The 13757-nt window shown below is 46.1% G+C and carries 14 protein-coding genes; 4 read left to right on the top strand and 10 right to left on the bottom strand.

Annotated features, from left to right (window positions below; genetic code table 11):
* Positions 1-113 precede the first annotated feature (113 nt).
* From MDMS009_RS12620 to MDMS009_RS12610, 3 genes are read right to left on the bottom strand one after another with little or no spacing between them, the layout of a single operon-like run.
* Positions 114-983, bottom strand: a complete 870-nt coding sequence (locus tag MDMS009_RS12620; RefSeq protein WP_008291914.1) for a symmetrical bis(5'-nucleosyl)-tetraphosphatase — start codon at positions 981-983, stop codon at positions 114-116.
* Positions 984-996: 13 nt separating this feature from the next.
* Positions 997-1476 carry a DUF934 domain-containing protein gene (locus MDMS009_RS12615; RefSeq protein ID WP_008291870.1) on the bottom strand — a complete coding sequence of 160 codons (480 nt, stop codon included), beginning with the start codon at positions 1474-1476 and terminating at the stop codon, positions 997-999.
* Positions 1463-3115, bottom strand: a complete 1653-nt coding sequence (locus MDMS009_RS12610; RefSeq protein WP_008291911.1) for a nitrite/sulfite reductase — start codon at positions 3113-3115, stop codon at positions 1463-1465. Before MDMS009_RS12610 ends, MDMS009_RS12615 begins: the two co-directional genes overlap by 14 nt.
* Positions 3116-3419: 304 nt before the next feature.
* On the opposite strand from MDMS009_RS12610, the gene MDMS009_RS12605 reads away from it, so the two are divergent.
* Positions 3420-3863 carry a DUF3465 domain-containing protein gene (locus MDMS009_RS12605; RefSeq protein ID WP_036314521.1) on the top strand — a complete coding sequence of 148 codons (444 nt, stop codon included), beginning with the start codon at positions 3420-3422 and terminating at the stop codon, positions 3861-3863.
* Positions 3864-4394: a DNA-deoxyinosine glycosylase gene (locus MDMS009_RS12600; protein WP_008291896.1), complete on the top strand. Its 531-nt coding sequence runs from the start codon at positions 3864-3866 to the stop codon at positions 4392-4394.
* A 4-nt stretch (positions 4395-4398) separates the two neighbouring features.
* Here the strand turns inward: MDMS009_RS12600 and MDMS009_RS12595 are convergent, their stop codons facing one another.
* The 7 genes from MDMS009_RS12595 to MDMS009_RS12565 all read right to left on the bottom strand — a co-directional run bounded on the left by MDMS009_RS12595 (position 4399) and on the right by MDMS009_RS12565 (position 11962).
* Complete coding sequence (locus MDMS009_RS12595; protein WP_008291905.1) at positions 4399-5157, bottom strand: GGDEF domain-containing protein; 759 nt, start codon at positions 5155-5157, stop codon at positions 4399-4401.
* Between the two features lie 244 nt (positions 5158-5401).
* Positions 5402-7576, bottom strand: coding sequence for a catalase/peroxidase HPI (gene katG / locus MDMS009_RS12590; RefSeq protein WP_008291899.1), 2175 nt, complete (start codon positions 7574-7576; stop codon positions 5402-5404).
* A 310-nt stretch (positions 7577-7886) separates the two neighbouring features.
* Positions 7887-9329, bottom strand: a complete 1443-nt coding sequence (gene cysN, locus MDMS009_RS12585) for a sulfate adenylyltransferase subunit CysN (RefSeq protein WP_008291889.1) — start codon at positions 9327-9329, stop codon at positions 7887-7889.
* On the bottom strand, positions 9330-10232 hold the full coding sequence (gene cysD, locus MDMS009_RS12580) for a sulfate adenylyltransferase subunit CysD (RefSeq protein WP_043888349.1): 903 nt from the start codon (positions 10230-10232) through the stop codon (positions 9330-9332).
* A gap of 13 nt (positions 10233-10245) precedes the next feature.
* Positions 10246-10944 (bottom strand): phosphoadenylyl-sulfate reductase, encoded by a 699-nt coding sequence (locus MDMS009_RS12575; RefSeq protein WP_008291913.1) that lies wholly within the window; start codon positions 10942-10944, stop codon positions 10246-10248.
* On the bottom strand, positions 10941-11174 hold the full coding sequence (locus MDMS009_RS12570; RefSeq protein WP_008291890.1) for a sulfurtransferase TusA family protein: 234 nt from the start codon (positions 11172-11174) through the stop codon (positions 10941-10943). Before MDMS009_RS12570 ends, MDMS009_RS12575 begins: the two co-directional genes overlap by 4 nt.
* Positions 11162-11962 (bottom strand): sulfite exporter TauE/SafE family protein, encoded by an 801-nt coding sequence (locus MDMS009_RS12565; RefSeq protein ID WP_008291885.1) that lies wholly within the window; start codon positions 11960-11962, stop codon positions 11162-11164. Before MDMS009_RS12565 ends, MDMS009_RS12570 begins: the two co-directional genes overlap by 13 nt.
* A gap of 108 nt (positions 11963-12070) precedes the next feature.
* Between MDMS009_RS12565 and cysB the strand changes: the two genes are divergently transcribed.
* On the top strand, positions 12071-12991 hold the full coding sequence (gene cysB, locus MDMS009_RS12560) for an HTH-type transcriptional regulator CysB (RefSeq protein WP_008291901.1): 921 nt from the start codon (positions 12071-12073) through the stop codon (positions 12989-12991).
* 96 nt (positions 12992-13087) lie between these two features.
* Positions 13088-13654, top strand: a complete 567-nt coding sequence (locus MDMS009_RS12555; protein WP_008291883.1) for an SRPBCC family protein — start codon at positions 13088-13090, stop codon at positions 13652-13654.
* Positions 13655-13757 lie beyond the last annotated feature (103 nt).

Below are 13757 nucleotides of genomic sequence, written 5' to 3'. Positions count from 1 at the left end.
TGCCTTGTTGTCATTCATGGATGACAATGGACTGACAGGGTGAATTGTTAAAGATCCAAGGTTGAATTAAAAATCATTGTACTCATATTGTCTCAGACTTGGCTAACCTTCGGTTAAAGCCAGCGCCTAGACTTCTTTTGTTTGTTTTTTGCATGCGGTAATCCCGCAGGATCCGCTGCAACCGTGATCCATTCAAAAGGCTGCTGATCAATCCTCACCGCCGTCAATGTCTCGCCCCACACCGCGCCACTATCGAGCGAGAACACGTTTCCATACTGCCCAACCCCTAAGGTCGACCAATGGCCAAACACAATACGATCGTCTTGACTGGCACGATTAGCCATTTCAAACCAAGGCTTTTGGTGCAGCGGTTTATCCTCTGGCGCCCCTTTAAACTTGAGCGCAAGTCGACCATCTTCGTGACAATATCGCAGTCGGGTAAAGCAATTAGTTATAAAGCGTAGACGATCCCAACCTTCCAGCTTAGGTGACCAGCGTTTCGGTTTATTGCCATACATGTGGGCGAAAAAATCACGCCAGTTATCACTTTTAATAACCGACTCTACTTCTTCAGCCCTTATCAGCGCTTCATCAACTGACCACTCAGGCGGTAGACCGGCATGAACCATACTGAACTGTAAATCGGCATCATGATGAAATAATGGTTGCTGTCGTAGCCAGTCCATTAACTCATCACAATCGGGCGCATTCAGCACCGATTGAATCGTGTCCATATGATGATGAAATTCAACCACACCAGCGGCATTCGCCAGCAGATGCAGATCATGGTTGCCTAAAACACTAATACAACTAGCACCCAACTGTTTAGCAAAGCGGAGCACTTCAACAGATTTTGGGCCACGATTAACTAAATCACCTGCCAGCCAGATCTGATCATGCGCTGGATCAAACTTAATGTGATCCAGCATTTTGATCAATTCGTCATAACAGCCTTGAACATCGCCAATCGCGTATACAGCCATGACATAGGTTCGCTTATCGGCGACGGTAGAGTGGTTCAGGTCTTAACACAGTGGTTTGATAACTTTCAGAAAAATCATCAAACGCGGTCAAAGCATTCGTTAGTCGTTTCGGATTGGCAAGCTCAAAGCTGTTAAAGCCACATTGCGCCATATAAAACAGCTGGTCATGTAACACATCACCCTGAGCACGAATTTCGCCTTTGAAGTCATAACGATCACGCAACAGGCGCGCATAGGAATAACAACGACCATCGGTAAAGGCAGGAAAAATAAGCACCACAAGAGAAAAACGAGCCAGATCCGGGATAACTTCTTCCAACGGATCGTCACCACTGAGGCGAATACCTAAACCACCTTCATGATTTTCCAGTTTTTCGTGTTGCTCCTGCCAGCGTGATAGCGAGATAGTGATATTGCCTGCAGCCAACTCGGCTTCATCATCAAGATGTAACCAGTTATCTTCGACAATCTCACGGTCTTTAATTATCTGCATATACACGCTCCTTAAATGGATCAACGCCGACACGACGAACCGTCGCAAGGAAAGATTCATCTTCATGGCGAAGATCAACATAAGCATCTAACAAGTGACCCACTGTATCGACAACATCTTCTTTAGGAATCGCCTTACCAAGACGTTCACCGATAGATGCATCTTCTTCAGCACTGCCACCTAAGGTGAACTGATACCACTCTTCACCTTTCTTATCGACACCCAGAATACCGATATGCCCTACGCTTTGATGCGCACAGCCATTCATGCAGCCTGAGAATTTGATCTTGATATCACCCAAGTCATGAAGGTAATCCTGATCATCAAAACGTTCTGCAATTTGTTTCGACAACGGAATAGAAGTCGCATTCGCCAGGCCACAATAATCAAGCCCCGGGCAGCAGATAATATCTGTCAGGGTATTGATGTTAGGTGTCGCCAATTCTTCTGCGCTCAAGCGCAACCATAACGCATACAAGTCGCCTTGTTTGACATCAGCCAGAACCAAGTTCTGTGTATGTGTCGCACGTACTTCGCCTAAACTGAATTCATCGGCCAAATCAGCAACCACTTCGAGTTGTTCAGAGGTGATATCACCTGGCGCTAAACCTGGTTTTTTCAGAGAGACATAAACCGCTTTGTAGCCTGGAATTTTATGTTTGAACGTGTTTTGTTTTACCCAACGAGCAAACTCTTCGCTGTCTGCCTGCATTGCCTCAAAGCTCGTATCTTCTGCTGCAGATGCATCATATTCAGGCTCTGTGAAGAACGCTTTCACTCGATCAATTTCTTTCTGGTCCAGTTTTAACTGTTCGCGAATTTGTACCCACTCCGCTTCAACCAATTCACGGATATGGTTAATACCGTGTTCACGAACCGTGATTTTGATACGTGCTTTGTACTTGTTATCTCGACGCCCCAAGCGGTTATACACACGCAAAATGGCTTCCAGATAAGACAGTAAATCTTCTTTTTCGAGGAATGGACGAATCTGCACGCCAATAACTGGGGTACGACCTAAGCCACCACCGACCAGCACTTCAAAGCCAACGTCACCATCTTTATTTTTGACGATTCGCAGACCGATATCATGTAATTGCGTTGCTGCACGGTCTTCTTTTGTACCGATGATCGCAATCTTGAATTTCCGTGGCAGATAAGCAAATTCCGGGTGGAAGGTAGACCACTGACGGATAATTTCAGCCCATGGACGAGGGTCTTCCACTTCGTCTGCCAGAATACCGGCAAACTGATCTGTGGTGGTGTTACGGATATCGTTACCACTGGTTTGAATTGCGTGCATCTGAACGGTAGCTAATTCCGCCAGAATTTCAGGCACATCTTCCAATTTCGGCCAGTTCATCTGAAAGTTTGTGCGGGTAGTGAAATGCACAAAGCCTTTATCGTAACGACGCGCGACATCGGCGATTTTGCGAACTTGAACCGACGACATCATGCCGTAAGGTACAGCGATACGCAGCATCGGTGCATGAATTTGGATATAAAGACCGTTCGCCAGTCGCAACGGACGAAATTGCTCTTCGGTCAGTTCGCCAGCTAAAAAGCGGCGTGTCTGATCGCGGAATTGAGCAACCCGCTGATCGACCATAGTTTGGTCATACTTATCGTATTGATACATTTAAGATCTCTAAAAACTCTAAATACCGGACCCACTATTATAAACGGGGCGGCTTATAACAGGAAATTATAAATAACTATATCCATATTCATTAATAATCTAAATACCGCATCACGACTCGCCTTGTTGGCTAAACGCGGCGTACAGTCCCGCACAACAATTTCATTGACCTATCAACATTATGCGCGGTGTGCTTATTGAAATTACGCTTGGTCCAGCAATCATCCCTCAGAGGTACATCACAAATTGTCACGTTATTTTATGTCAGAATAGTTCACTAAACTGTTCATAAAGACGCTTAACCATGTCTAAAAGCAAACGACAAACGCAACGCCTTTGGTTGCTTGGCGCATTCATCGTTTTGATATATGGCGCCAGCCATTATCAGCCAGACAACACTGATGAGGTTGCTCAACAAACATCGCCGATTGCAGAATTATTTCAGCAAAAACGCAGTGATGTCTTAGTTGAAGTATCCGGTGAAGTAAGTCGGCTTTTTGCTGATGATAATCGTGGTAGCCGACATCAGCGCTTTCTAATTGAATTAGCCGACGGCCATACCTTATTGATTGCACATAATATCGATCTAGCCCCTCGTGTTGAGAATTTAGAAATCGGTGATGAAATCAGTCTATTTGGTGAATATGAATGGAATGATAAAGGCGGTGTGGTTCATTGGACGCATCATGATCCGGCAAATAAACACCCGCATGGCTGGATTCGACATCAAGGCAAGCTATACCAGTAAATGACCAACAAACCACTTAGTTATAGTTTTCCACCACTTGTCGGCAGCAATCCAAAAGTACTGATCTTGGGCTCAATGCCCGGCATCGCCTCTCTGCAAGCTCAGCAGTACTACGCCCACCCTCGCAATGCTTTCTGGCCGATCATGGCTGAAATATTCGATTTGGACATCAACACCCCATACCCTCATCGCTGCCAACTTCTCACGGCAAAAGGCGTAGCAGTTTGGGATGTACTCAAAGCCTGCCACCGTCCCGGCAGCCTGGATCAACATATTGACGCTAACTCCGTCCAAGCGAATGACTTCAGACAATTTCTGAGTCACTATCCTGAGATTGAAATAATTATATTTAATGGAGCTAAAGCCGAAGAGTTGTTTCGTCGGCATGTGCTCAACGCTCATTCTGTACCACAGCAAAAACTTGCCTACCAGCGTTTACCTTCCACCAGCCCCGCTCATGCAGCATTGACACTGGAACAAAAAATGGATGCCTGGGGTAAGGTTTTGCAGCCCATCAGCACCTCGATATGATGAATCAGGTGAAATGCGTTTCTGTTTCGAACTGGATAATACGGTTCTTGCCTGCCACTTTCGCTTCATATAGCGCCCTGTCTGCCTGCTGAATTAATTGCTCCAGGGTCTGAGTTTTGTTCGAGTCACTGGTTGAGATGCCAATACTAATGGTATAACTCAGTGTAGCTTTACTCGATGTAGTAAGCATTTGTTGTTCTGATACTTCTCGGATTAGTTCTACTACCCGTGCCGCCCCATGGGCTCCGGTGTCTGGTAATGCGATGGCAAACTCCTCACCACCAATTCGCCCAACTAAGTCACTTGAACGAGTGTGCACCTCCAGGATGACAGAAAATGATTTCAGCACCTCATCTCCTGCCGCATGCCCATAACTGTCATTTATTTTCTTAAAATCATCAATATCGATGTAAGCGATGGAAAACGGCTTATGACTGCGGTTCATCAATGAGAACAGTTTTTGACTAGACGTTAAAAATGCGCGCCGACTTAACAGCTCGGTGAGGTCATCATAGCTAGCTAGGTAACGCATTTTATTTTCCATGTGATGCAAATCCAACGTCATTTGAATGACAAACCACATGACAAACGGACAGATCAAAGCTGGCACCACAGAAGCTGTGCTGATTAGCTGCCAATCAATCTCTCGCCCAAAGGCCTGTGACCATATCAGTGACGACAACAACACCGAGCTCAAACAAGCAATAGCAGTAATATTAATCACCGCCCTCACACGACCGATACGAGCAAGTCCTTCACGCATATATCTTAGGTCTATCCTTTGTAAAAACCGCCTGAATTGCACCGTGTCCTTCCCTTTTCGTCTGAATTATCTATTTCTGTGCTTAGTTCGATTGATTGGAAATGCGCTGCGGCAGCATTAAACCATAATGCATTGCAGCTACCCCCAAATAAAAAAGGCAGAGGGTTCTCACCCTCTGCCTTAGTTTAGCGCTTTTCAAACATCAATGGATTACACAGATGGTGCCTTCCATTAATACATCTGTTTACTGCACATCAAAACGATCCGCATTCATTACTTTGGCCCAAGCAGCAATGAAGTCGTTAACAAATTTCTCTTTCGCATCATCTTGTGCATAAACTTCAGCATAAGAACGCAAAATTGAATTAGAACCAAACACCAGATCCACTCTGGTAGCAGTCCATTTAACGGCATCTGTTTTGCGTTCAACGATGTCATACACGTTTCGACCTTTCGGCACCCACTTGTATTTCATATCAGTCAGATTGACAAAAAAGTCATTGCTCAATTGGCCTTCATGCTCAGTGAAAACACCATGCTTCGTGCCTGCGTAATTCGTACCGAGTACACGCATACCACCAAGCAGCACGGTCATTTCTACTGCAGTCAGTCCCATTAACTGGGCACGATCAAGCAACATTTCTTCTGGCTTAACGATGTAGTCTTGTTTTTGCCAGTTGCGGAAACCATCCGCCAACGGTTCCAATGGCTCAAAAGACTCAATATCAGTCATCTCCGACGTCGCGTCTCCTCGGCCTTTCAGAAATGGCACCACCACATCAAACCCTGCCGCTTTGGCTGCTCGCTCTATTCCGACACTACCAGCCAGTACAATGACATCGGCCACACTTGCACCGGTTTCGGCAGAAAGCGCTTCATACACGTTTAATACTTTCGCCAAACGTTCAGGCTCGTTGCCTTGCCAATCTTTATGTGGCGCCAAGCGAATACGAGCACCGTTTGCACCACCACGCATATCCGATTGACGGAAAGTACGCGCACTATCCCACGCTGTACTCACCATATCGGCGATACTCAGGCCGCTGTCAGCAATTTTTTCTTTGACCGTCTCGACACTGTAATTCGTGTTGCCTGCAGGAACGGGATCCTGCCAAATCAAATCTTCGTCCGGTACCTCGGGGCCGATGTAACGTGATTTTGGACCCAAATCACGATGCGTCAGTTTGAACCAGGCGCGGGCAAAACTATCTCTGAAATAGTCCGGATCTGCCATGAATTTTTCACAGATAGCACAGAAGTCTGGATCCATCTTCATCGCCATATCGGCATCGGTCATAATCGGGTTGTGACGAATAGCGGGATCGTCAGCATCAACGGGTTTATTTTCTTCACTGATGTCGATAGGTTCCCATTGCCAAGCACCCGCCGGGCTCTTCTTCAATTCCCATTCATGACCGAAAAGTAACTCGAAGTAGCCCATATCGAATCGAGTCGGTTCTGAGGTCCAAGCACCTTCCAATCCTGAGGACACAGCCTTGCCCGCTTTTCCACCCTGGCTTGGATTACTCCAGCCAAAGCCTTGCTGTTCGACATCTGCCGCTTCGGGCTCTACGCCCAACGCATCGGCGTCACCATTACCGTGACATTTACCAACCGTGTGGCCACCCGCCGTCAGCGCAACGGTTTCTTCATCATTCATTGCCATACGTTTGAAAGTGACACGAACCTGTTCAGCTGTTTTCAACGGATCAGGCACACCATTTACACCTTCAGGGTTAACATAAATCAGCCCCATTTGTACCGCGGCTAAGGGGTTTTCCATGGTGTCTGGTTTGTCCACATTCTGATAACGCTCGTCTGATGGTGCCAGCCATTCTTTCTCAGCGCCCCAGTAAATGTCTTTTTCTGGATGCCAAATATCTTCACGACCGAAAGAGAAACCATAAGCTGGAAGCCCCATTGATTCATAGGCCACTGTACCGGCCAGGATCATCAAATCAGCCCAGGATATTTTATTGCCATATTTTTTCTTAATCGGCCATAACAAACGTCGTGCTTTATCCAGACTGACGTTATCCGGCCAGGAGTTGAGCGGTGCAAAGCGTTGATTACCTGTGCCACCACCACCACGGCCATCAGCAATGCGGTAGGTACCGGCGGCATGCCAAGCCAGACGAATCATAAAACCACCATAATGGCCCCAATCAGCCGGCCACCAATCCTGACTATCGGTCATCAAAGCATGCATATCTTTCTTGAGTTCATCAAAGTCCAGTTTGCGAACTTCTTTGCGGTAATCGAACCCAGCATCCATTGGATTGGTTTTAGTATCATGCTGATGCAAAATATCTAAGTTCAGCGCCTCAGGCCACCAACTCGTATTTGACGCCCCAGACTCGGTGACCCCGCCATGCATCACTGGACATTTTCCTGATGCTTGCTGTTTGTCTTCGCTCATAGTCCCTCTCCTCTTGTGGTGAATATGCACTGATTTAGCAGATCTATTTGATTTCTAATGCTGAGTGTTAAGTTAACACTGCTCATACAATCTGTATAACAACTAATTACATAACTATTAATCGTATTTAACGATGACTATAATATGCTGTCATTTTTATTTGTAACGTACGATGAATCTAACTCTAGCAAGTTATATGTTACGAGGGAGTGAAGATTGTTGTGGTAATGAAGGATTGCAACAACAGAGGAATAATGAGCAAAAAAAGACGCCAACCTTGAATGTAAAGGTTGGCGTCTTTTGGTGTAGCTTATTTGAGTAATTGACTTAAGTCTTTCGCGTCCCAATGAGGGAAGTGTTTACGAATTAAGGCATTGAGTTCGAGCTCAAACGCTGAGAACTCCCCTTCTGGCACAATTTCATGATTGCCAGACACGGCATCAGCGATCATACCTGCACCAATGGTGACATTGGTCAGGCGGTCGATAATGATAAATGAGCCCGTATTGCGGTTACGTTTGTAGTTATCAAACACAACCGGTTTATTCAAAGAGAATTCACATAAACCAATTTCGTTTAGTTTCAACTCACTGACAATATTTTGCTCCAGTGTGTTGACATCAATTTGATAATCAATTGCTGTTAACGAACCGGTACTGTCATTCACGCCGACCTTGATGCTGTATTGTTTACCGGCAACCAATGGTTGCTCAGTCATCCATACCACCATGGCTTTGAACTGACTGGAAACATGGGGTTGATGATGATTACTATGAACGATCATATCCCCACGGCTGACATCAATTTCATTGTCCAATGTCACCGTCACCGCCTCACCCGGTACGGCGTGATCTAAATCACCATCATAGGTGACGATTGCTTTCACCTTACTTTCTTTGCCTGATGGCAGTACAGTAATGTCATCACCCGGTTTCAGAATACCGGAAGCCAAGGTGCCACAATAGCCACGGAAATTTAGGTTAGGACGATTCACAAATTGCACGGGGAAGCGCATGTCGTCAAAGTTAGGATCATTAGCGATTTCGACGTTTTCGAGAATATTCATCAAGGTATCGCCTTCATACCACGGCATATTCTCACTTTTGTTAACAACATTGTCGCCTACCAACGCGGACATCGGCACAAAGTGAATATCTTCCAGTTCAAGTTCACGCGAAAACTCACTGTAGTCTTTACGAATATCGTTAAAGACTTCTTCGCTGTACTCCATCAAATCCATTTTGTTAATCGCGACAACAACATGTTTGATGCCCAGCAATGAAGCGATAAAGCTATGACGTCGGGTTTGAGTCTGTACACCATAACGGGCATCAATCAGGATGACCGCGAGCTGACAGGTAGACGCCCCCGTTGCCATATTACGGGTGTACTGCTCATGACCAGGCGTATCAGCAATAATGAATTTACGTTTGGTGGTCGAGAAATAACGGTATGCCACATCAATTGTGATGCCTTGCTCACGTTCTGCTTGAAGACCATCCACCAGCAAGGCTAAGTCGACTTGTTCACCGGTAGTGCCTGATTTCACACTGTCACGGGTTACTGCTTCTAACTGATCTTCATAGATCATTTTAGAATCATGCAGTAAACGGCCAATCAGCGTACTTTTACCATCATCGACGTTACCGCAGGTCAGAAAGCGCAGCATTTCCTTATTTTCATGCTGCTTCAGATAGGCTTCAATATCAGTCGCAATCAAGCTATCAGATTGGTAGGAACTATCAGTGCTCATCTAGAAGTAACCCTCTTGTTTTTTCTTCTCCATTGAACCCGCTTCGTCGTGGTCAATAGCGCGACCCTGACGTTCTGAGGTCGTGGTTAATAACATTTCTTGAATGATTTCAGGCAAGGTGTCTGCATCAGATTTAACCGCGCCGGTTAATGGGTAGCAGCCCAACGTTCTGAAACGGACTTTTTCCATTCTCGGCTCTTGGCCTTCTGGAATACGCATACGGTCATCATCAACCATAATGGTCAAACCGTTGTAGTCCACTACCGGGCGCTCTGCTGCGTAGTAAAGCGGCACAATTGGAATCTGCTCCAAATAGATGTATTGCCAGATATCCAGCTCGGTCCAGTTAGATAATGGGAAAACACGGATGCTTTCGCCTTTGTTGACCTTACTGTTGTAGATATTCCATAGCTCAGGACGCTGCGCTTTTGGATCCCAACGATGGTTTTTGTCACGAAACGAGTACACACGTTCCTTCGCACGAGACTTTTCCTCATCACGACGAGCACCACCAAATGCGGCGTCAAAGCCATATTTATCCAATGCCTGTTTTAAGGCATCGGTTTTCATGATGTCGGTATAGCGAGGGTGATCAAACGGGTTAATGCCCGCTTCTCTGCCTTCCTCATTGGTGTGCACGATCAAGTCAAGTCCCAGCTCTTTCGCTCGCTGATCACGGAACTTGACCATCTCCTGGAATTTCCAGGTGGTATCAATGTGCATAAGAGGGAATGGCGGTTTACCCGGCGCAAAGGCTTTCATTGCCAGATGCAGCATTACCGCTGAGTCTTTACCAATGGAGTACAGCATCACCGGATTTTCAAACTCTGCCGCCACTTCACGAATGATGTGGATGCTTTCCGCTTCCAACTGCTTAAGGTGTGTTAATTGTTTTTCAGTCATTTATCTTTCTCTATTACTTAGATTTGACATGCAGACCGCATTCTTTATTTTCAGGATCTTCCCACCACCAACGTCCGGCACGAATATCTTCGCCCATCGCAATGGCTCGGGTACAAGGCGCACAACCAATGCTGGCATAGCCCTCGTCATGTAATGTGTTATAAGGCACTTCATTTGCTTTGATGTAAGCCCAGACATCGCCGTTAGACCAATCTGTTAATGGGCTAAACTTTTGCAAGCCATGATCGTCATCCCACTCAGACACAGGTAATTCTGCACGGGTCACAGACTGCGAACGACGCATCCCCGTCAACCAGGCTTTTTTACCTTCTAATGCGCGTTTGAGTGGTGCAACTTTGCGAATACCGCAACATTGTTTGCGTAATTCAACGCTATCGTAAAACGCATTCGGACCATTGCTGGTAACAAACGCTTCAATGTCACTAGCATCGGGGAAAAACACCTGCACTTTTTTATCATAATGCGATGTCAGTTGCTGCATCAGATCATAAGTTTGTTTTGGCAAACGCCCTGTGTCCAACGTGAAAATGTCAATACCTGGTGCATGCTTGCAAATCAAATCCATCAGTACCATATCTTCGGCACCAAAACTTGAAGCCAGTATGGCTGGCGAATACTGTTGCTCGATGTCTTTCAGTACCGCAATTGCGGCATCAACCTTGGCGGCACGTGCTTCTTGTATTTCACTCATCGTTTTCTTCTCACAAGGATTGTTGTGGTCAGCACATCTTCTGTTGTGATCTCACAATGCTGGCCATCCTGGCGCAGACTATTCAACATTTCGGTGACAGCATTACCTGTATTCACCAATAGCTTGATGTCCTGCTCAAGCGCAATATTTTTAATCGCTTCTCTGGCTTTAATGTAGTGCATAGGACAACCGTACAAAGTCAGATCCAGTTCTTCAGTTAAAGCAGACATTTAATGCCTATCAAAATTAAAATAATGGCCAATAAAGGGCGCAAGATCTGATCAGAAATTCTGACTCCCAGAAAGCTGCCAATCACGATCCCGGGCAGCGAGCCAGCTAATAAATATAATAACAACGACCAGTCAACTGTACCTACAGCAGAGTGTCCCAGTCCCGCGACAAAAGTGAGAGGCACAGCATGAGCGATATCTGTTGCGACGATCTCGACCCCTTTCATCTTGGGGTATAGAAATAGCAAAATCACCGCGCCCAAAGCGCCCGCGCCCACCGATGACAGGGTCACCATCACGCCCAAAAGCGCGCCCGTGACAATCGTGAACAACGCCTTATGGCCTTCATCCTGACGCAAACTATACAAAGCATTGACAACAGGGTGGCCTTCTTGTGCCCGTAATAAACGCCCGATCCAACCTTTCAAAAGCAAGGCACTGGACGTTAGAATCAATGCAACGCCCAATGCTTTGGTTATCAACTCATTATGATCGCCTTCATGCATGCCCGTGGCATTCATAACCCACAGCGTTATTAACGTAGCAGGAAGACTACCGGCAGCGAGCCGCATGACCACATTCCATTTTACTACGCCATGACGCCAGTAGGCCCAAATGCCTCCTGACTTTGTAATCGCAGCAAACAGCAGGTCGGTGCCGACAGCAATAGCAGGCTGAATCGAAAAGCCAAAAATCAGAATCGGGGTCATCAATGACCCACCACCGACGCCGGTCATGCCAACCATAATGCCGACAAATAAACCCGCCAGTATAAAGCCCCATTCCATCTTGCTTGGTTGCCTACTAAGATTAAGAAAGCTGACAAGTTTACCAAAGAGTAATATTCTATCAACGAATATTATCTACTATCGTTATAACGAAAAGATATAAAGCTTATGAAGATACAACAACTCAAGTACGTACGTGAGGTAGCCAGACGTGGTTTAAGTATCTCTGCCGCGGCGAATGCCCTATTTGCCTCTCAGCCCGGTGTCAGCAATCAAGTTCAACAACTCGAAGAAGAGTTAGGGCTGCAAATTTTCGAACGGCATGGCAAACGCCTGACAGGCATCACGCCGGTAGGAAAGTCTGTCATTGCGATGGCAGAGCGTGTTTTGCAAGATGTCGATAATATTCGTCAACTCGCGGCAGACAGTCGCAGTGAGCAAACAGGCACCTTATCTATAGGCACAACCCACACACAAGCACGTTACGCCTTGCCTCCGGCAATCAAAACTTTCTCTGAGCAATACCCACATGTGCATTTAAATATGGTGCAGGGCACGCCCCCTGAAGTTGCAGAAATGGCCGCCACAGGCCAGGTAGATATTGCCATTGCCACTGAGGGCTTATCTCAATTTGAGCAATTAGCGGTCTTGCCGTGTTATGAATGGAATCGCTGTGTTGTAGTACCGCCAGAACATCCACTATTAGATGAAGGAAAGTTAACGCTGGAAGCCATTGCTGACTATCCGATTTTAACCTATGTAATGGGCTTCACTGGCCGTGCGCAGCAGGATCAGTCTTTTCTTGAACGTGGCCTGCATCCCAACGTTGTCTTTACTGCTACCGATGCCGATGTCATCAAAACCTATGTCGAACTGGAATTGGGCATTGGTATTATTGCCAGCATGGCATTTGATCCAGTTAAAGATGCCCCGTTAAAAGCCATTGATGCCAGCCATTTATTTAACCCCAGCGTTACCCACATGGGTATTCGAAAAGGCAGCTATTTACGTGGTTATATGTATGCCTTTATCGAGTATTTTGCAGCACATCTTGATAAAGCGACTGTCGAACGGGCAATCGACCAGTAGGACTAATTCACATTGTCGATAGGGACAAAAGGTGCTAATTTTAACGCCGCTGTTTCCAGCTTAAACAAAAAAATAACTGAAATATTAGGACTAATTATGAAGCAATTATTAAAAGGCGTACTGCTAAGCCTTGCCCTGTTGCCAGCTTTGGCATACTCACACGGCGCACCGCGCTTGAAAGTAGAAGAAAGCATCGTTATCAACGCAGAGCCGGCTGTTGTCTGGAATGCGGTTAAAAACTTTGACAGTGCTCATACTTGGCTACCTCCCGTTGAAGCGACTGATGCCACTGGTAACGACAAAGGCGCTACCCGTACGTTGACACTGAAAGGTGGAGCAACCGTATCTGAGAAGCTCAAAAAGTTCGACGAAGAAAAAATGAGCTACATGTATCAAATTACGGACATCAGCAAAGCGGGTGAAGTCGATGACCATGGTGAAATGCATGAAGTACCTGCTTTCCCTGTCAGTAAATACAAAGCATGGGTCAGTGTGGAAGCTACTGATGGTGGCTCCAAAGTCACATGGTTAGCAAAGTTTTTCCGCGCTTATCACGGTAGCCATGAACCACCAGCAGAACTGGGCGATGACGCAGCAAAAAATGCGGTCACAGGCCTTTTCACCGTCAGTCTTGAAAACCTAAAAAACATGCTGGAAAAATAACATTCAGCACATTTTTCGGAAAAAGCACCTTTGGGTGCCTTTTTTGTTTGCAGCTTCACTATAATTTGCCTTACCTACTCATTGACGATTCACATCATGACTT

Origin of the sequence: Methylophaga thiooxydans DMS010, assembly GCF_000156355.1 — a bacterium.
In the GTDB taxonomy this organism is placed as follows: domain Bacteria; phylum Pseudomonadota; class Gammaproteobacteria; order Nitrosococcales; family Methylophagaceae; genus Methylophaga; species Methylophaga thiooxydans.
The sequence above is the reverse complement of the archived record's forward strand: the minus strand, read 5'-3'. Positions and strand labels throughout refer to the sequence as shown.